The organism is Providencia vermicola, assembly GCF_020381325.1.
GTDB classification, from domain to species: domain Bacteria; phylum Pseudomonadota; class Gammaproteobacteria; order Enterobacterales; family Enterobacteriaceae; genus Providencia; species Providencia vermicola.
Genome location: NZ_JAGSPI010000002.1, coordinates 119,117 through 138,455 on the forward strand (window position 1 = coordinate 119,117; position 19,339 = coordinate 138,455).

Annotated in this window: 15 protein-coding genes; 8 read left to right on the forward strand and 7 right to left on the reverse strand. The window is 42.4% G+C overall.

Features of this window, described 5'->3' with window-relative positions:
- Positions 1 to 58 precede the first annotated feature (58 nt).
- A complete protein-coding gene (gene glnE, locus KDJ85_RS03100) occupies positions 59 to 2,905 on the reverse strand; it encodes a bifunctional [glutamate--ammonia ligase]-adenylyl-L-tyrosine phosphorylase/[glutamate--ammonia-ligase] adenylyltransferase (RefSeq protein ID WP_225818435.1) in 2,847 nt (948 codons plus the stop codon).
- Positions 2,906 to 2,917: 12 nt separating this feature from the next.
- The gene (locus KDJ85_RS03105) at positions 2,918 to 3,880 is read right to left on the reverse strand and encodes a CYTH domain-containing protein (protein ID WP_225818436.1); all 963 of its coding nucleotides are present in this window, start codon (positions 3,878 to 3,880) and stop codon (positions 2,918 to 2,920) included.
- Between the two features lie 280 nt (positions 3,881 to 4,160).
- Here KDJ85_RS03105 and KDJ85_RS03110 point away from each other — a divergent pair, with 280 nt between their 5' ends.
- Positions 4,161 to 4,775 (forward strand): TIGR04211 family SH3 domain-containing protein, encoded by a 615-nt coding sequence (locus KDJ85_RS03110; protein WP_225818437.1) that lies wholly within the window; start codon positions 4,161 to 4,163, stop codon positions 4,773 to 4,775.
- Positions 4,776 to 4,787: 12 nt separating this feature from the next.
- Entirely contained in the window at positions 4,788 to 6,032 is a 1,245-nt protein-coding gene (locus KDJ85_RS03115) for a multifunctional CCA addition/repair protein (RefSeq protein ID WP_225818438.1), read from the forward strand.
- A gap of 40 nt (positions 6,033 to 6,072) precedes the next feature.
- Here KDJ85_RS03115 and folB read toward each other — a convergent pair whose 3' ends face one another.
- Positions 6,073 to 6,432 carry a bifunctional dihydroneopterin aldolase/7,8-dihydroneopterin epimerase gene (folB, locus tag KDJ85_RS03120; RefSeq protein ID WP_206083684.1) on the reverse strand — a complete coding sequence of 120 codons (360 nt, stop codon included), beginning with the start codon at positions 6,430 to 6,432 and terminating at the stop codon, positions 6,073 to 6,075.
- Positions 6,433 to 6,539: 107 nt separating this feature from the next.
- On the opposite strand from folB, the gene plsY reads away from it, so the two are divergent.
- Both plsY and KDJ85_RS03130 read left to right on the forward strand, forming a co-directional pair.
- Positions 6,540 to 7,196 carry a glycerol-3-phosphate 1-O-acyltransferase PlsY gene (gene plsY, locus KDJ85_RS03125; protein ID WP_206083683.1) on the forward strand — a complete coding sequence of 219 codons (657 nt, stop codon included), beginning with the start codon at positions 6,540 to 6,542 and terminating at the stop codon, positions 7,194 to 7,196.
- Between the two features lie 437 nt (positions 7,197 to 7,633).
- A complete protein-coding gene (locus KDJ85_RS03130) occupies positions 7,634 to 9,166 on the forward strand; it encodes a methyl-accepting chemotaxis protein (protein WP_225818439.1) in 1,533 nt (510 codons plus the stop codon).
- A 61-nt stretch (positions 9,167 to 9,227) separates the two neighbouring features.
- Here the strand turns inward: KDJ85_RS03130 and tsaD are convergent, their stop codons facing one another.
- Positions 9,228 to 10,247: a tRNA (adenosine(37)-N6)-threonylcarbamoyltransferase complex transferase subunit TsaD gene (gene tsaD, locus KDJ85_RS03135; RefSeq protein ID WP_225818440.1), complete on the reverse strand. Its 1,020-nt coding sequence runs from the start codon at positions 10,245 to 10,247 to the stop codon at positions 9,228 to 9,230.
- Positions 10,248 to 10,701: 454 nt separating this feature from the next.
- Here tsaD and rpsU point away from each other — a divergent pair, with 454 nt between their 5' ends.
- The 3 genes from rpsU (at position 10,702) to rpoD (ending at position 14,875) form a co-directional block, all read left to right on the forward strand.
- Positions 10,702 to 10,917, forward strand: a complete 216-nt coding sequence (gene rpsU / locus KDJ85_RS03140) for a 30S ribosomal protein S21 (protein ID WP_001144069.1) — start codon at positions 10,702 to 10,704, stop codon at positions 10,915 to 10,917.
- A 169-nt stretch (positions 10,918 to 11,086) separates the two neighbouring features.
- Positions 11,087 to 12,832 (forward strand): DNA primase, encoded by a 1,746-nt coding sequence (dnaG, locus tag KDJ85_RS03145; protein ID WP_225818441.1) that lies wholly within the window; start codon positions 11,087 to 11,089, stop codon positions 12,830 to 12,832.
- Positions 12,833 to 12,937: 105 nt separating this feature from the next.
- Positions 12,938 to 14,875 carry an RNA polymerase sigma factor RpoD gene (rpoD, locus tag KDJ85_RS03150; protein ID WP_225818676.1) on the forward strand — a complete coding sequence of 646 codons (1,938 nt, stop codon included), beginning with the start codon at positions 12,938 to 12,940 and terminating at the stop codon, positions 14,873 to 14,875.
- Positions 14,876 to 14,938: 63 nt separating this feature from the next.
- Here rpoD and KDJ85_RS03155 read toward each other — a convergent pair whose 3' ends face one another.
- The 3 genes from KDJ85_RS03155 to KDJ85_RS03165 form a co-directional block, all read right to left on the reverse strand.
- Entirely contained in the window at positions 14,939 to 16,399 is a 1,461-nt protein-coding gene (locus KDJ85_RS03155) for an MFS transporter (RefSeq protein WP_225818442.1), read from the reverse strand.
- Positions 16,400 to 16,566: 167 nt separating this feature from the next.
- Complete coding sequence (locus KDJ85_RS03160) at positions 16,567 to 16,965, reverse strand: hypothetical protein (protein WP_225818443.1); 399 nt, start codon at positions 16,963 to 16,965, stop codon at positions 16,567 to 16,569.
- Positions 16,966 to 18,297 carry an MFS transporter gene (locus tag KDJ85_RS03165; protein WP_225818444.1) on the reverse strand — a complete coding sequence of 444 codons (1,332 nt, stop codon included), beginning with the start codon at positions 18,295 to 18,297 and terminating at the stop codon, positions 16,966 to 16,968. It lies immediately after the preceding gene.
- A 100-nt stretch (positions 18,298 to 18,397) separates the two neighbouring features.
- On the opposite strand from KDJ85_RS03165, the gene KDJ85_RS03170 reads away from it, so the two are divergent.
- The gene (locus tag KDJ85_RS03170; RefSeq protein WP_225818445.1) at positions 18,398 to 19,297 is read left to right on the forward strand and encodes a LysR family transcriptional regulator; all 900 of its coding nucleotides are present in this window, start codon (positions 18,398 to 18,400) and stop codon (positions 19,295 to 19,297) included.
- Positions 19,298 to 19,339 lie beyond the last annotated feature (42 nt).

Sequence of the window (19,339 nt, forward strand, 5' to 3'; positions counted from 1 at the left end):
CATAATTAGCGAAATATTAGCATATTGCACTAATTAGCTAAATAAAATACGTTTTAACTCATTCACCAAGCCATTTTTTCCAGCTAGATAACACTTGCTCACGTTGCGGCGCAAATTGGCGTATATCCACGCGACTTGGTAATGATTGCAAGGCTAAGTGATGAAGTTCATTGCGCATGGCGACGTATGCTTGGGTTAATGCGTTGGCTTCTTCTTCCGACATAAAATCGTACTGTGCCATCAGTTCAAAAATCCGTACGTTATCTGACCAGCGTGTTAACGCCTTGTTTTGCGAAGCAAAACGTAATACTAAATATTGCGCAATAAACTCAATATCCGTGATCCCACCAGGGTCAGCCTTTAAATCAAACTCATTAGCTTGGTGGCTACCTAAATGCTGGTGCATTTTCACTCGCATATCCCGCACTTGCTGTTGCAGTGTGTGTGCATCTCTCGGCAAGCACAAGGTTTCATGGCGAATTCGAGTAAATTGCTGTTGTAATTCAGCGTCGCCAAACACCATCCGAGCACGAATAAGTGCTTGGTGCTCCCACGTCCATGCATCATTTTTTTGGTAATCATCAAAAGATTGAATGGTGCTGACCAACATCCCTGATTCCCCCGATGGCCTTAAGCGAGCATCCACTTCATACAAAATCCCTGATGCCGTACGCGTACTGAATAAGTGAATAATGCGCTGCGCAACACGCAAATAAAACTGCCTTGCATCAATAGCGCGTTCACCATTAGTGACCACATTTAAAGGGCAGTCAAACAGAAAAACCAGATCTAAATCAGAGCTATAACCTAGCTCCCAGCCACCTAACTTGCCGTAGCCTAATACAGCAAACCCATATTGCTTGCTATCACCCTGCGCTAAATGGGCCGGTTCACCGTAGCGTTTCACCATTTTTTGCCAAGCCTGATGAACAACGGCATCAATAATGGCTTCTGCAAGGTAGGTTAGGTGGTCACTCACTTTCATGACAGGCAGTACACCTGAAATATCTTCTGCCGCAATACGTAAAAGCTGCGCCTGTTTAAATTGACGCAATGCTTCCAATTGTTGCTCTTCATCTTCTTCTGGTACACGCATCAAATATTGGCGTAATTCATCGCGGTAAGCCGTTAATGGAAGAGGCTGATAAAGCGATTTCGGGTCGAGAAGTTCATCAAGAAGTAATGGGTGACGAGATAGCTGCTCGGCAATCATTGGAGAGGCAGCACACAAACGGATAACGTGGGTCAGTACCTCGTCAAATTCAAGCATCAACTCAAGGTAAGTCGTTCTACTCACGATGCTCAGCAGTAGCGGTGTAATACGCTCAAGAACTTGCCCTGCATCATCTCGCTCACCAATTTTCGCCAATAATTTCGGCATGAGCTCATCAAGCACATCGCGCCCTCTTGGCCCGATGGTTCGCTTGTTCAGGTCATGGCGAAACATTAAAATGCCATGAATTATCCGCTGTGCAATGTCTTCATCCTGAGAGGGTAAATAAGCGGCAAGTTCTTCTTTAGACAGGTCGCTTTGCCATAACGTGATGTAAATTTCATCGAAGTTATCTGCATCTTCGTCATCATCATCTTGCCCAATTTGCTCAGCAAATATTTGGTGGACAGCCGCCATTTTTTGGCTTAAAGACGCGTAAAAATCCGCCCAGCAGGCAAAATTCATCCCCCATGCTAAACGCGTTTGGTTGAGCGGATCATCAGGGAGAGTCTGGGTTTGTTGATCGTCGATACTTTGCAATAAGTTTTCTATTCTACGCAGGAAAATGTAGCTATCTTGTAGAATATCGAGCTGATTATCGGGTAATAAAGCGAGTTCGCGGATCCCCTGAAACGTGGTAAACAGCGATTGTGATTGTAAAACGGGCTCTCGCCCCCCACGGATCAGCTGAAAAACTTGGGAGATAAATTCGATCTCACGGATCCCTCCTGCGCCCAGTTTGATGTTATTCACCAAACCACGACGGCGAACCTCTCGCTCAATCATATTTTTCATATTGCGCAGAGACTGAATCACACTAAAATCAATATAGCGGCGATAGACAAACGGGCGCAGTAATTTGCGTAGACTTTCAGCGTAATGCAGGCTATCGGGCCCCATAATCCTCGCTTTAACCATCGCATAACGTTCCCAATCGCGTCCTTGCTCTTGGTAATAATCTTCCAACGCAGAAAAACTAAATACTAGCGGACCACTGTCGCCAAAAGGCCGTAAACGCATGTCCACCCGATAAACAAAGCCATGGACAGTGACTTGATCGAGCATGCGAATCAGTTTTTGCCCTAAACGAGTAAAGAATTGAGCGTTATCCAATTCTTTACGGCCGCCTTGTGTGACACCGTTTTCAGGGTAAGCAAAAATCAGGTCAATATCGGAAGAAAAATTCAGCTCTCTTCCTCCCAGTTTCCCCATCCCTAGCACCAATAGCGGTTGTGGTTTTCCTTCGTGATTACAAGGGGTTCCCCACTGCTGACTATATTCCTGATATAGCCAGTCCCTTGCAGCAACAATCAAGGTTTCTGCTAACACACTCAGTTGATAAATGGTGTCTTGTTGCGAACACACTGCCAATACTTGCATCCACGTACAGCGCACCAACATTTGGTGACGAAACGTGCGTAGCACCTGCATTAAATGATCTTCGTTTGAAACAGATGAAACACACTCCGCAAGCCAAGTTGCATAATGTTGCCACTCGTCGGCCTTTGGTGGATCCGTGCGGATATCCAATAAAAACCGTGAATGGGCAAGAACCTGTTTAAGTGCAAAATCACTAAAAGAGAGTACTTGGGCTTCATCTTCACTCAAAGGCAATAAGTCAAGCGCTTGGCTAGCTAACTGATTTAAAACACGTTCTTTTTGGGCTTGCAGTAAATCAGGCAGTGGATGCATGTTGTTTAAATCCTAGTGAGCTTCTTGGTAGGTTAATGCACTTAACCATTGAATAAAGGCCAGCTTACATTTTAACCACTGGCTGCTATAACAAAAATCATCCGCACTTATGTTTTCATTAGCAATATCTAACCGTAATTGGTCTAACGGCGTATCATGAATAAAATGTGGGGCAGAGTTTTGATAATGCACCAAAAAGGCTTGAACAAAACGTAGGAACTCGACAAAACCTTGGCGCGCATCATTTGCCCCTGCTAACCAATAGGTTTCATGTTGTTGGCACAGCAACTGCATATGCGTCAGCGATTTTTCAATCGGCTGCTCTTCGTAATCAAATAACGAATCAGGGCGAGTTAATGGTGTTTTAGTTGGTGAAAGTAGGGAATAACCCCGAGCGGCTTTACTTAGGGAAGATAGATACAGCCCATCAATATCTGCAAACTTTTTCGCTAAATTAAGAACATCCGCAATAAAACCTTTTTTCAGTTCTAATTCAAACTCTTGAATAGGTAAATCTTTTGCACCCGCAGAAATTTCACCTTGGTCAAGCACCACCTCAATTTCGCTATCTTCAAAAGTCACTAACCATTTTTCACGGGTAAAATTGGTGCTAAACAATACGCTCAATTCAGATTGTAATGCCGTAATATCAGTGCCTTCTGGCCAAATGTCTTCAGGAAAAGCGGCAAGGTTCAGTTCAGGGGAATCAATGTCAACATTGTATTCAGGCCTCTGATGTAAACCACTAATTGTCTGCCCCGCCGTTTTCATCGTCATTTCATAGTGCCCATCACAGCCACGAATACGCAGCCCCATATCCCATTGACGTAATTGTCTATGCGGCGTATCAAAATAAATATTCGTTAGCTTTGTTGGCTCACTATATTGATGGGGCAATGTCGATATACTCTGACGAACAGCCTCTATGGCCTCACTTTTAGCGGCTAATTTGAGTTCAACCTCGACGTGGCTCATACATATCCTTATTTGATAATTTCACTGTACTCATCTTACCCCAATCAAGCGATGCTGAGAAAAGAATCTGTATTGAAATCAAAAATTCTCTCTGTCAGATTTCTTTTAGAGAGTTATCTTGAAAAAAGGGTAAAAATAAGGGTAATTTAGGCAGTTAGGATAGTTCTCATTATCCTTTAGAGAACCAGGACATCGGTGTTTAGGGTTTGCACCCTGCCACTTTACTTATTAGTATTCAATGAATACCACATTCATTCACCACCAAAAGACTGTAAATACCATGCGAAAAATTCCATTATTATTAATTTCAATCATGGGGCTAGGCCTTTCCTTAAACACACAAGCAGCAGAAAAGCGTTATGTTTCAGATGACTTATCAACATATGTTCATAGCGGCCCAGGCACAAAATATCGTATCGTAGGAACGCTCAATGCAGGGGACGAAGTTGAACTGATTTCCACTGACAATAAATTTGCTCAGGTACGTGATGATAAAGGCAGAGCAGTTTGGCTACCTGTTGACCAGCTTAGCAATAAGCAAAGCATGAAAACCCGTATTCCAGAGCTTGAAGCCGAAAATCAAAAGCTCCGCCAGCAGCTCGATAATATTGATGGTACGTGGAACACACGCACTGCCGATATGCAGCAAAAAGTGGCAGACAACGACAATCTTGTTCGCCAACTGAAAGCAGAAAATGAAAAATTAAAGAATGAATTAATCAAATCAGGTAAAAAACTCGAAATTGCTGAGGTGAACCTTGATGATCGCCGCCGTGAACTGATTTTACAATGGTTTATGTATGGTGGTGGTGTGGCGGGTGCTGGCTTAATTTTAGGGTTAATTTTACCACACCTCATTCCGCGCCGTAAAAAACGTAATGATGGCTGGGCATAATAAGGTTATTCGATGAAAGTGTATCTGGTCGGTGGTGCCGTCCGTGACCAACTCCTAGGACTGCCTATTTCTGATAGGGATTTTGTGGTCGTTGGCACAACGCCTGAAGCTATGCAGGCAGAGGGTTTTCAACAAGTTGGAAAAGATTTTCCTGTCTTTTTACACCCGAAAACCCATGAGGAATACGCATTAGCCCGAACAGAACGCAAAATCGGGGTGGGCTATACTGGGTTTAACTGCTATAGCGCCCCAGATGTCACTATCGAAGATGACTTATTACGTCGCGATCTCACCATTAATGCCATCGCACAAAATGATTCAGGGGAGATTATCGACCCGTTCAATGGCGTAAATGACCTCGAAAAACGGGTTCTACGCCACGTTTCAGATGCGTTTGCAGAAGACCCATTACGGGTTTTACGAGTCGCACGCTTTGCCGCACGTTTTTATGAACAAGGCTTTACAATCGCCCCTGAGACACTGGCGCTAATGCAGTCAATGGCGATGACGGGAGAGTTATCGCACCTAACAGCAGAGCGCGTTTGGGTTGAAACTGAAAAGGCTCTTAAATCAACCGCACCGCAAGTTTATTTCGAGGTTTTACGCCAATGCGGTGCGCTCGCAGTGCTGTTCCCAGAAATTGATAATTTATTTGGCGTTCCCGCCCCTGAAAAGTGGCACCCTGAAATCGACACAGGGGTTCACACTTTGATGGTGATGAAAGTGATTGCTACGCTGTCTAATGATGTGAATATTCGTTTTGCAGCATTATGCCATGATCTGGGCAAAGCCCTTACTCCACCAGATGTGTGGCCAAGCCATCCTAATCATGGGGAGGCAGGTATCCCACTTATTGAGCAGCTTTGTACTCGCCTTCGAGTCCCGATAGATGCGCGAGATTTAGCATATTTAGCGGCACGATATCATGATAAAATTCACGTAATCAATCGGTTATCGGCTAGTGATTTAGTCGCTATTTTTGATGGTTTAGATAGCTGGCGCAAGCCAGAACGTATTATACAACTCAGTTTAATCAGCGAAGCCGATGCCAGAGGTCGACTTGGCCTTGAACAGCACGCCTATCCACAAGGTGAGTTTCTGCGCCAAGCATTTGCTATCGCGCAGTCTGTCGCGGTAAAACCCATTGTTGAGCAAGGGTTTAAAGGGGCTGAAATTCGCCAAGAATTGACACGCCAGCGTATTGAGCGCATCGCTTGCTGGCAACAACAGCAGCAAATTATTGATATGAACCTATAGATATGGCTGATACTGGCGATAAAACACCGCCAGCCATCTTTTAAGCCGTTTTTGTGCCTCTTTCGATTACAACACCGACTTGGTGAGCGCGTGCAACTGCGCCTGGTTTAGCGACTTTAATGCGTACCCATGGACTATTGAATTTTGTCATTAAAAGTTGGGCGACTTCTTCAGCAACACGTTCAACTAAACCAAATTTATTTGTTTCTAAATGGTTGATGAGAGTTTGGCTAACCTGAGCATAATCTAAGCAATGTTCAACATTATCGCTCAAAGACGCGCGCTTGTTATCCCATCCCATTTCGATATCGAGCACTAATTTCTGCTCAATAGTTTGTTCCCAGTCATATACACCAATCGTGGTGATGACTGATAATTGTTCAATAAATACGATATCCATCACGTCATTTTCTCGTTTATGTACTGAATTAATACCACTTCAGCAAAAATATGCGTATTATCCAAGACTGAAGTGAATATATGGTCTCAATCGTTTTGGAGTTAGCTATGAGTGCAACCGCGCTTGGCATGATAATCTTCGCTTATCTTTGTGGATCAGTTTCCAGTGCAATACTGATCTGCCGTATAGCGAGACTACCCGATCCCCGTCAACACGGCTCTGGTAACCCTGGTGCAACTAACGTCTTACGCGTTGGAGGTAAAGCCGCCGCCGCCGCAGTACTACTTTGCGACGTTTTAAAAGGGATGATCCCCGTTTGGCTGGCTTATTACCTCAATGTACAACCATTCTATCTTGGCTTTGTCGCAATTGCAGCCTGCCTTGGGCATATTTATCCTGTTTTCTTTCATTTCAAAGGGGGAAAAGGGGTAGCAACTGCATTCGGTTCTATCGCAGCTATTGGCTGGGATCTTTCAGGATTAGTCGCAGGAACATGGTTACTCACTGTCCTACTCAGTGGTTATTCATCTCTTGGGGCGATTGTTAGTGCACTCTTAGCCCCCTTTTACGTTTGGTGGTTTAAGCCTGAATTTACCTTTCCTGTCGCCATGTTATCGTGCTTAGTGTTAGTTCGTCACCACGGTAATATTCAACGTCTATGGCGCGGGCAAGAAAGTCGTATTTGGCAGAAATTGAAAAACAAAAAGCAAAAAACGAACAAAGAGATTGCTCAAGAAACCAAAGAACAAGAACTCGACGACTAAATATTCATTCCCACTTCCTTTAAAAGAGCTGAAATCAGCTCTTAGGTTGTTGACAAAGCAGGATAAAAGCGTGGTTTTTCCTGCTTTGTGTTATCAGCCGAAAATCAATAAATTGATTTTCCTCGTCTATTTTCAAAACCTATCCAACCTGCCGCCAAACCTAATCGGCTTGTCAGCAGTCTGAGAGCTGAAAATCAGCTCTTTTTTTATACCTAATACTTGCTCAAAGTTTCCTAAAAAACACCGTAAAAATAACAGCAGCGTAAAATCCCTCCCTAAAACTGTACTAGTAGCAATTTGTGCTGTTGTTACATTTTCACTTTAGCTAGCGCACACTTTTAAAAAAAAGTTAATTTATTGCAAATTTATTACTAATGAATATTTAAAAGCTGTCGACTATATAAAAGGAAAACTAAACAATAATAATGGTATTTATCATGAGCAGAACTCCTTATATCACTCAAAATGAACATATCTTAGATGAAGATATTACTCTAATGACAACTAGCGACCTGCAAGGAAACATTGTTCACGCTAATGATTTCTTTGTTCAAGTTAGTGGTTATGAATTAGATGAATTATTAACACAACCCCATAATATTATCCGACATCCTGACATGCCTAAACAGGCTTTTGCAGATATGTGGGCAACACTCAAACAAGGTGAACCGTGGACGGGGATTGTCAAAAACAGACGGAAAAATGGTGACCATTATTGGGTTAGAGCCAATATTATTCCTATGGAGCGCAAAGGCGTTATTACGGGTTATATGTCGATTCGAACTCGTGCTACCCGCCAAGAAATCGCTGCTGTTGAACCCCTGTATGCAGCAATGAATGAAAATAGGAGCCAAAAAAAAATCTTTAAGGGCATTGTGCTTTCCAAAAAGTGGCCTTTTCACCTATCAACTCTCTCAACGCGGTGGCGAATTCGGCTCACCATAAGCATATTATTTGCGTTTTGGATGGCGATAGCGAGCTTAGCTGGGTTGCAAACCCTCCCATTACTCATTGCAAGCTTGTGTACCTTTGCCACCTTGTTAATTGGGAATATTATCCTTGAACGAATATTGGCCACTCCCCTTGAAAACATTATGACTCAAGCACTCGGTATCGCTCGCGGTAACCGTCACAGCGTCAATCATATGCAACGCACAGATGAAATTGGCCAGCTATTACGCTCTGTTGGGCAACTTGGCTTGGTCTGTCGTTGGCTAATAAAAGATGTGTCAGAACAGGTGGATAACGTCCGCAAAGGTAGCCAATCTTTAGTTGCTGACTGCAATGAGCTAGATACACACACACTGCGCACGGTGGGTTATATGCAACAAACAGTCGCAACAATGAACCAAATGGCTGTTTCTGTAAAAATGAATGCAGACAATACCATTCAGGTTGACCAACTGTCGAATGCAACCAGTGAAACTGCAGTGAGTGGAGGCGCGATGATGGAGGCCGTCGTTGGCACCATGGATGAGATTGTTCATAGCACTAGTAAAATTAATTCAATCACTGATGTCATTAAAGACATTGCCTTTCAAACCAACATATTAGCATTAAATGCTGCCGTCGAAGCTGCCCGTGCAGGAGAGCAAGGCAAAGGGTTTGCGGTGGTAGCTAATGAAGTTCGCAGCTTAGCCAGCCGCAGTGCTAGTGCCGTCAATGATATCCGTGAATTAATTAATGACTGCGAGAAAAAAGTGAATTCTGGAAAAAATCAGGTACATACTGCGGGGAACACAATGAGAAATATTGTAGACCAAGTGCAAAATGTGACCCAGCTAATCACGCATATTAGCCAAGCAACATCTGAACAAGCGGCGGGTATTTCTGATATCACCCAAGCGGTGAGCGAATTAGAAACGATTACACAGCAAAGCACGCTACTGGTTGAACAAAGCACAGAGACATCTAATATGGTAAAAGACCGTTCGATACGCCTTGAAGAGGCGGTGATTGTTCTACATTAATTTTTGACTTCTATAAAAAAGGGCTGTTTAATCACAGCCCTTTATTTTGATATGCTGTACTCTATTTTTCTAACGGCGGTAATTCAGCCAGCGGCCAACGTGGGCGCACTGTCACACCTAAACCTGTCGTTGTACCACCCTTAAGACGAATAAGCCCTGCAAGCGCAATCATCGCGCCATTATCGGTACAAAATTCAGGGCGCGCGTAAAATACTTCCCCACCACGTTGCTTCAGCACTTCTTCCATTTTAGCACGAAGAGCACGGTTAGCGCTGACTCCCCCCGCCATCACAAGACGCTTAAAGCCCGTTTGCTCAAGCGCACGTTTACATTTGATGGCAAGCGTGTCAACCACAGCATCTTCAAACGCACGCGCGATATCCGCGCGAGTTTGGTCGTCATCTGCATTTTCACGAATGGTATTCGCTGCGAAGGTTTTTAGGCCAGAAAAGCTGAAGTCTAAACCTGGCCTATCCGTCATGGGCCTTGGGAAAACAAAACGCCCTGCGGTGCCTTGCTGCGCCATACGAGATAAAACTGGGCCACCAGGGTAGTCTAACCCTAACAATTTTGCCGTTTTATCGAAGGCTTCCCCTGCCGCATCATCGATGGATTCGCCTAATAGTTCATATTCACCAATACCTGTCACACTAATTAATTGAGTATGACCACCAGAAACCAGCAATGCGACAAATGGAAATTCGGGGCTCTTTTCTTCCAACATCGGCGCCAATAAGTGCCCTTCCATATGATGAACAGCGACAGCGGGGACATTCCAAGCAAATGCCAGAGAGCGACCAACGGTTGCGCCAACCATCAAAGCCCCCACCAGACCAGGACCTGCTGTGTAAGCAACTGCATCGATGTCTTCACGGGTTAAATTAGCTTCTTTCAGCGCCGCTTGAATCAATGGCACCGTTTTGCGAATATGATCACGAGATGCCAGTTCAGGCACCACTCCGCCATAATCTGCATGGACTTTAATTTGGCTATATAATTGGTTGGCGAGTAAGCCAAGTTCGTCGTCATAAATTGCGATACCCGTCTCATCGCAAGAAGTTTCGATACCTAAAACACGCATTCCACTACCCTTGTTTATTTCATAGTCACAAGTCTATCACTATTTTCAATCTATACTCCAAATAATTCGAGTTGCAGGTAGGCGACAAGGGAAGATATCCCGATGAGCGTACAAAAGTACGTGACTCGGGTAGCTGAGCGCAGTCAACACCCCTGCAATTTGAAGAATTGCGAGTATATCGCGTAATTTATGTTGCCAAAAGGCTGACTTTCCTTGTTGTATAGTCTATAATCAACCCCCTGTAATAAAAATTTCGTGTGGCTAATTCTCATTATTGTCTGGTTTTGTTTGCTTTTTCATCGAACGAGCTACAAATCAGGTGATCTTGTGTGATTCAATTTTATACGGCACTTTACAAACCCGTACTCATTGAAGTAAAATTCCGCACCATTTTAAATGAAGGCTGGTGAATCCATACCAGCAACAAACCGATTTCTATCGAGGTGAGAGGCACATGCCGGTAATTAAAGTACGTGAAAACGAGCCATTCGACGTTGCACTGCGTCGTTTCAAACGTTCCTGTGAAAAAGCAGGTGTTTTAGCTGAAGTTCGTCGTCGTGAATTCTATGAAAAACCAACGACTGAACGTAAACGCGCTAAAGCATCAGCTGTTAAGCGTCACGCTAAGAAACTGGCTCGCGAAAACGCACGCCGTACTCGTCTGTACTAATTGACTGCGGTGTTAACCGCATTCATGACAGACGATAGCTAATACAAGAATTAAGTCACTCTTATCGTTATTTTTTTCTTGTAGTAGTCATAGCTAAGCAGTTAAAGGCCGTGCTTTCCTAAAGGAAGCGCGGCTTATTATCGTTCATCAACAGGCGAAAAAGAGGCTTATGGCTGGACGAATTCCGCGTTCATTTATCAATGACTTGTTAGCAAGAACTGACATCATTGATTTAGTCGATGCAAAAGTCCCGTTAAAAAAACAGGGTAAAAACCATCACGCTTGCTGTCCGTTTCATAATGAAAAAACGCCTTCTTTTACCGTTAACGGTGAAAGGCAGTTTTATTATTGTTTTGGCTGTGGTGCTCACGGTAACGCTATCGATTTTTTGATGAATTACGACAAACTTGATTTTGTCGAAGCAATTGAAGAGCTTTCTGCATTACATGGCCTTGACGTTCCGTATGAAAAAGGAACAGGTACAAGCCAAATAGAATTACATCAACGGCAAAACTTGTATCAGTTGATGGAAAAAATTAACCAATTTTACTGCGCTGCCTTAAATCATCCCTCGGCAAATAAAGCCAAAGATTATTTAAGCCAACGTGGTTTAAGCGCAGAAATTATTGAGCATTTCTCTATTGGTTTTGCCCCTGCTGGCTGGGACAATTTGCTCAAGAAATTCGCAGTAAACCCCGACAGTCGCAAACAGCTTGATGATGCAGGCATGTTAGTGACCAATGATAATGGCCGTGTCTATGACCGCTTTAGAGAGCGCGTGATGTTTCCCATTCGGGATAGACGAGGTCGAGTTATCGCCTTTGGTGGGCGTGTATTAGGGGATACGTTACCCAAATATTTGAACTCACCAGAAACAGATATTTTCCATAAAGGTCGTCAGTTATTCGGTCTTTATGAAGCAACACAAAACAGTAGTGAATTAGCGAAGTTACTCGTTGTCGAAGGTTATATGGATGTGGTGGCATTGGCTCAGTATGATATCCGCTATGCGGTAGCATCACTAGGCACCTCAACCACCTCAGAACACATTCAGTTACTTTATCGTTCTACAGACACTGTGATCTGTTGTTATGATGGAGACCGCGCTGGCAGAGAAGCGGCATGGCGAGCATTAGAAACCGCGTTGCCTTATTTAACCGATGGCCGCCAACTACGCTTTATGTTTTTGCCTGATGGTGAAGACCCTGATTCACTGGTACGCAAAGAAGGTAAAGAAGCCTTTGAGCAACGCATGCAAACAGCACAAACGCTATCAGGCTTTTTATTTGATTCACTCGTACCACAAGTTGATTTAACCACCCAAGAAGGGAAAGCAAAATTTAGTAAGCTTGCTATCCCTTTGATTAAACAGATACCGGGTGAAACCTTGCGCCTTTATATGGCACAAGAGCTAGGAAATTTTATTGGTATACCAGATATTTCTCAGGTTCTTGCTATTATTGATAGAGAGAACACCGAGCAAGTTAATTATCAGGCGCCAAAATTAAAACCCACAACAATGCGAATTCTTATCGCACTGTTAGTGCAAAATCCGAACTTTTCGGAGCTTGTTCCCTCGTTAGAGGGAATTGCCCATATCCAAATGCCAGGGCTTTCTCTGTTTCAGGAATTGGTCGATGTATGCCGTTCCACCCCTGGAATGACGACTGGGCAGTTGCTAGAGCGTTATCGAGATAATAATTTTTCGAAACAGCTTGAAAAACTAGCAACATGGAACGATATAGAAATAGAGGAGATAGCGGAAAATACCTTTATAGATGCACTAAATCATCTATTTAATAGCGCACTTAGCGAACGTTTCGACTATTTAATGGCGAAAGCTCGCACACAAAGTCTGACCCCGCAGGAGCGCGAAGAGGTGCACTTAATTACGCTATCGCGAGTAAAAACATAACGCAAACCCAAAACAGAATTAGTATATAAAACGGCTTAAGTGCCGCTAAACACAAGGCAGATGCCTGTAAAATGCTGCGAAAATAAAGGGCGTAGCAAATAATAAATATTTCCCTTTGTATGTTCTTGTTGGCCGAATGTTTCGCCGACCGACACCAATCTAAATACTCAGAAGTGTGGATACCGTCTTATGGAGCAAAACCCGCAGTCGCAGCTTAAGCTACTCGTCACCAAGGGTAAAGAGCAAGGTTACTTAACCTATGCTGAGGTCAACGACCATCTGCCGGAAGATATCGTCGATTCAGATCAAATTGAAGATATCATTCAGATGATTAATGACATGGGCATCCAGGTCATGGAAGAAGCACCTGATGCCGATGATTTGATTTTGGCTGAGAATACTTCCGATACGGATGAAGATGCAGCAGAGGCCGCTGCACAAGTTTTATCCAGTGTTGAGAGTGAAATTGGCCGTACTACTGACCCTGTTCGCATGTATATGCGTGAAATGGGGACTGTCGAACTTCTCACCCGTGAAGGTGAAATCGACATCGCAAAACGTATCGAAGATGGGATTAATCAGGTTCAGTGCTCTGTTGCTGAATACCCTGAGGCTATCACTTATCTTCTCGAGCAATACGACCGTGTTGAAGCAGGTGAAAGCCGTCTATCTGACTTGATTACTGGCTTTGTTGACCCTAATGCGGAAGAAGATCTTGCCCCTACTGCCACCCACGTCGGCTCTGAATTACCACAAGAAGAGTTGGATAAAGACGACGATGAAGATGAAGAAGATGAAGACGGCGATGACAGCGATAGCGATGACGATAATAGCATCGATCCTGAATTAGCACGCCAGAAATTCTCTGATCTTCGTGAACAGTATGAAAGCACGCGTCAACATATCAAACAATATGGACGCAGCGATGCAAAAACCGCCGCTGCAATTGAACAACTTTCCGAAGTGTTCAAAGAGTTCCGTTTAGTACCGAAGCAATTTGACTATCTGGTCAATAACATGCGTGAAATGATGGATCGCGTTCGTTTACAAGAACGTACTATCATGAAACTGTGTGTTGAACAGTGCAAAATGCCGAAGAAAAACTTCATCACCTTATTCAGCGGTAATGAAACCAGCGAGACTTGGTTAACAGCAGCAAAAGCGATGAACAAGCCATGGTCTGAAAAACTGCTTGAAGTTGAAGAAGAAATTCTGCGTTGCCTACAAAGACTACGTCAAATTGAAGAAGAAACTGGCCTGACAATCGAACAAGTTAAAGATATCAACCGTCGTATGTCTATCGGTGAAGCGAAAGCTCGCCGTGCGAAAAAAGAAATGGTTGAAGCGAACTTGCGTCTGGTTATTTCTATCGCGAAGAAATACACCAACCGTGGCTTGCAATTCCTTGACCTGATCCAAGAAGGTAATATCGGTCTGATGAAAGCCGTTGATAAGTTTGAATACCGCCGTGGTTATAAGTTCTCAACTTATGCAACTTGGTGGATCCGTCAGGCTATCACGCGTTCAATCGCTGACCAAGCACGTACAATTCGTATTCCGGTTCACATGATTGAAACCATCAATAAACTGAACCGTATCTCTCGTCAAATGCTGCAAGAAATGGGCCGTGAGCCATCGCCAGAAGAACTGGCTGAACGCATGCTAATGCCAGAAGATAAAATACGTAAAGTTCTGAAGATTGCAAAAGAGCCAATCTCAATGGAAACCCCTATCGGTGATGATGAAGATTCACATTTAGGCGATTTCATTGAAGATACGACTTTAGAGCTGCCTTTAGACTCAGCAACGTCAGAAAGCTTACGCTCTGCAACTCACGAAGTGTTAGCAGGCTTAACAGCACGTGAAGCGAAAGTTCTGCGCATGCGTTTTGGTATCGACATGAATACTGACCATACTCTTGAAGAAGTGGGTAAACAGTTTGATGTTACCCGTGAACGTATTCGTCAGATTGAAGCGAAAGCACTACGTAAACTGCGTCACCCAAGCCGCTCAGAAGTTCTGCGCAGCTTCCTTGATGAATAAGAACACGTTATTCGAATAGACAAAAACACCTGCCTTGGCAGGTGTTTTTTTATCGGCGCAATTTCATTTCATCATTTTATTTTTCATCATTAAGCATAACGTTGCCATAATCGCGATTGCACCACCAAACATTGCCACATTGAACCCTGAAACAAAAGCAGAACGCGTTAGTTGTTCAACCAGCAACGATGGCATAGAACCAGAACTATGAATTAAACGTTCGATTTCTTGAGAAGACATCGCGCTATTTAACCTATCATCATGGAGTAATTGGCTTACCGCACGATGAGTCATTAATGTGCCTAATAGCGCTATCCCTAGCGTCATCCCTGTCTGTCTTAACGCATTCATTATCGCTGATGCAATGCCTGAATAAGCTTTTTCAACACTCGCCATCACTAAAGCACCAATTGCAGGCGTCGACATCCCCATTCCTGCGCCTAAAACGAATAATATCAATGCAATAGGCAGATAATTCGTTTCAGAATTTACCTGCGTAAATAACAATGACGCACTCGCGATTAAAATAAATCCAACAATCATTAAATGACGTACACTTAAAAAACGGGATAATTTGCCAAATGAAAATGAAAATATCGCCATCGCGATAAATTCTGGCGCCATACGGATCCCTGCTTCAAAAGCCCCCCACCCTTGGCCTTTTTGTAAGAATAGCGCGATAAAAAACACATTGCTGTAGGTGGCAAAACCTAGCGCAAAAGAGGCCATATTATATTGAAAGAAAAAAGGGTTTGTTTTAAAAAGGAAAAAAGGAAGCAATGGTTTCTCCACTCGCTTCTCTACCCAAATAAAGACTAAAGCCGCTACTGTAAAAATAGCTAATCCACTTAGCGTGAAATAATTTCCCCAGCCTTTATCCCCCGCTTCAATTAAAGCAAAAGTAACGCTACCTAACGTTACAATACTCAATAGTTGCCCCAAAGGATCAAAAGCGGCTTTCTCAGGATCGGCACTTTCATTGATCCCAATCCACCCTAGCAATAGGGTCAGTAAACCAATTGGAATGTTGATTAAAAAAATCGTCATCCAATCAAAGGTATCAACCAAAAAGCCCCCTAATATTGGGCCAATAATTAATGAAAGCGCGCTAACTGCTGACCAAATTCCAATAATTTTAATCCGTTCAATATCGTTGCTAAAGGCTTGAGTAATAATTGAAAGCGCACCAGGAATCAATGCTGCAGCTGCTATCCCTTGAATAACTCGGCCAATAATTAGCATCTGAGAAGATACTGAAAATGCACAAATTGCAGAGCCTAAAGTAAAGATCACAATTCCCATTAACCACACTTTTTTGCGCCCATAGCGATCACTGATAGGGCCAACAGAAAGGATCAATGCAGATAGACATAGCGCATATGCATCAATAATCCACTGTAACATCGACAGACTCGCCCCAAGATCTTCACCAATTGCAGGGAGTGCCACATTCACAATGCTGATATCCAATGTTGCCATAAATGTGCCTAAACACACGGCAACGATCAAAAATAATCGTCTCATTTCATCTACCTCATCTTCGTTATGGCAACATCATAAAATTTGACCGACCGACAGTCAACTAAAAATGAGAATGAATATCATTACTTATAAAATAGGCGAGCAAAATATTTTCTACCAAACATAAAAAAACGGCCTAATCAGCCGTTGTTTATTAATAAAGGGAAAAACTAGTTATTTAAAACGGGGGTTTCATGCAGATATTCCCAATAGCATTGGTTATCGACAACTCGAATACAGACTGTAGATGTCCTTAATGTTGTGATCCCTTCATTTTCTTGTCGTTCCTGATATTGAATCCAACACCGCTCGCCAGCTTCAAATAACGGAATAACCTCAAATGGTACTGTCAGAAATGAGGGTTTTGCACCGACATTTTGGCTAAATAGCCCTGTCACCTCAGCTAAGCCAATTCGCTGCCCACCGATGGTGACCATTTTAAAGTTTTCAGTAAAACTGGCTAATAATGGAGCAACACTTTTATCACTATTGCGACCCGTGAAAACATCTTCAATTAACACATGTATATCGACAACACTTTGCAGTGCCTTTTGCATTGAATCACGCATTTATTTTTCCTTACTGACTGAAATTAATGAAAATAGCCCAAGAATAGAAGCAATTAAAAAAGTATATTGGTAGTTAGATAGCTGATCCGAAGATGGCATTAGGCTAAATATGGAAATTAAAACAACAGCACCTACGCTGAAAGCGACTTGGCGATTGATATTCCACAACACACTTCCTTGCAATAAATCTTTATCTTTAAAATCCATTAATGAACTAATTTGGGCTATATTCGCACTTAATCCGCCCCCCATGCCCATGAATAAATATGCCATCACCAATAAATTTAATTGTGCGGAACTGGATACCCAATAAAGTAAAAATATTCCCAAGCTATGCAATACAATACCGAGAACAAATAAGCACTTTTTCCCTATACGAAAATAAAGACGCCCGCCAGAAACCATCGAGATAACAGCACCAGCAGCATACAAAATCATAAATAACCCTGTTTGCCCTGCATTAAAGCCCAAATTAATTTGTAAGTTAAAAATATTGAGCAAATTTACCCCAGTAAAAATACCAGGCACTGCGTAATAAACAATAAAGGCATTACGCAAGTTACTATTTTTTAATAACTGAAAATTTAAAATAGGTTCGCGGCATTTTTTGGCATAACTAAGGTAAAAAATAAACACCACAACTGAGCTAAAAAAACTGGAAAGAGCCAATACCACACTGTGATAATCGTTATACAGCGAAAAAGACAATAACAAACAAAGTAAACTGATACTGACCATTATCAGGCCGAAAATATCTGGTTTTTCTCGTGATACTTGTCCATCATTTTTTATCCACCCCCAAGCAAGTACTGCCGTTAATAAAGAAAATGGGATATTAGAATAAAAAATCCAATGCCAAGATAACGCATCAATAATTACGCCACCAATCGCTGGCGAAAAAGCAGGAGCAATGAGCGCCACCGTCATAATTAATGTCGATATACGTTGGCGATCGTTATTGGGAAATAACGCAAAAACAAGTGCTTGTCCTACAGGAATTAATAACCCACCAGCCATTCCTTGGACGAAACGCCAAAAAATCAAACTATAAATAGACTGGCTTGAACCGCTTAGCCACACTGCAAGTGTGAAAAGTAGCATTGAATAACACAGTAGTTTTTGATTACCAAACCGCCCTGCTAGCCACAAGCTAATCGGCATCACTAGCACTAGTCCTAAAATATACGCATTCGCAACCCATGCCACCTGTGATTGGCTAGCCGAAAATGATGATGCGATATCAGGCAATGCAATCGCCGACATAAAAATATTAATACAATCAATAAAGAAACCGAGTAAAAACACGGTCGCAATTTTATAACGATAAGACATATCCCCCCCTATAGCGGCAAAGAGTAAGGATTACTCCTTTCCTTGTCGATATAAGAGAAGTAAAATCATTGTTTAATAAAACAGAACAATAAAAACCATTATGCAAAAAAATTTAAAAAAAATTATCAGTTTTCTTCAGGTCGTAGATTCAGGCTCTTTCACCAAAGCTGCGGATATCTTAGGGCTAAGTCGCTCAATGATCAGTGTTGACATAAAGCAATTAGAAACTGAGTTAAATGTGAGTTTACTAACGCGAAATACCCGTAATATTGCCCTAACCGAGGTTGGGAAACATTTTTACGAAGACTTTAAACATATTCAAAGTCAAATTAATGAGGCCTTTGAAAAGAGCCAGAATTTAGGTACCAATATTTCAGGCTTATTACGCTTTTCATCAACAAGTGAATTTGGTCAACGCTTTATTCTTCCCTTGCTTCCTGAATTTTGCCGCCTTTATCCTAAGTTAAAATTACAATATTCCGTCAATTCATCTCTAGATGATTTAATTACAGAAAAACTTGATGTCTCCATTCGCCTTGGTAATTTAAAAAGCTCATCACTCAAAATGAAAAAATTAGGTAACTACAATATTTATTTGGTTGCTAGCCCTAAATTTGTTCAAAAATACCCGATTAATCAGGTTTCTGACCTTGCACACGTACCTTGGGTGAACCATTCGCTGTTAAATTGGCAAGATAACCAATATGTTATGCAAAATAACCGCGGAGAAAACTTTAGTATCCCCTCAATAACAAGCCAATATGAGTCCAACTCCGCTGCAGTGATCCACCAAATGGTATTAGCCTCTTTAGGTATCGCTATTTGCCCCGCTTGGCTGGTGAATGAGGATTTAAACGCTAAACGTTTAGTCCGCGTTCTTCCTGAATACCATTTACCCAAGCAAAACATTCAACTACTTTACCCAAGCACTTCTGTTTTACCCGCTAAGACGCGAACTTTTATTGATTATTTGGCATCCAACATTCGAATTGAATCGTAAAAAAACCACCGATATTGGTGGTTTTTAAATTTATAACTAACA

Coding starts and splice junctions, on each gene's coding strand:
- KDJ85_RS03170 (WP_225818445.1), top strand. CDS start 18,398: ATGCAAAAAAATTTAAAAAAAATTATCAGTTTTCTTCAGGTCGTAGAT.
- KDJ85_RS03155 (WP_225818442.1), bottom strand. CDS start 16,399: ATGAGACGATTATTTTTGATCGTTGCCGTGTGTTTAGGCACATTTATG.
- KDJ85_RS03115 (WP_225818438.1), top strand. CDS start 4,788: ATGAAAGTGTATCTGGTCGGTGGTGCCGTCCGTGACCAACTCCTAGGA.
- tsaD (WP_225818440.1), bottom strand. CDS start 10,247: ATGCGTGTTTTAGGTATCGAAACTTCTTGCGATGAGACGGGTATCGCA.
- KDJ85_RS03160 (WP_225818443.1), bottom strand. CDS start 16,965: ATGCGTGATTCAATGCAAAAGGCACTGCAAAGTGTTGTCGATATACAT.
- plsY (WP_206083683.1), top strand. CDS start 6,540: ATGAGTGCAACCGCGCTTGGCATGATAATCTTCGCTTATCTTTGTGGA.
- glnE (WP_225818435.1), bottom strand. CDS start 2,905: ATGCATCCACTGCCTGATTTACTGCAAGCCCAAAAAGAACGTGTTTTA.
- KDJ85_RS03110 (WP_225818437.1), top strand. CDS start 4,161: ATGCGAAAAATTCCATTATTATTAATTTCAATCATGGGGCTAGGCCTT.
- KDJ85_RS03105 (WP_225818436.1), bottom strand. CDS start 3,880: ATGAGCCACGTCGAGGTTGAACTCAAATTAGCCGCTAAAAGTGAGGCC.
- KDJ85_RS03165 (WP_225818444.1), bottom strand. CDS start 18,297: ATGTCTTATCGTTATAAAATTGCGACCGTGTTTTTACTCGGTTTCTTT.
- KDJ85_RS03130 (WP_225818439.1), top strand. CDS start 7,634: ATGAGCAGAACTCCTTATATCACTCAAAATGAACATATCTTAGATGAA.
- folB (WP_206083684.1), bottom strand. CDS start 6,432: ATGGATATCGTATTTATTGAACAATTATCAGTCATCACCACGATTGGT.
- dnaG (WP_225818441.1), top strand. CDS start 11,087: ATGGCTGGACGAATTCCGCGTTCATTTATCAATGACTTGTTAGCAAGA.
- rpsU (WP_001144069.1), top strand. CDS start 10,702: ATGCCGGTAATTAAAGTACGTGAAAACGAGCCATTCGACGTTGCACTG.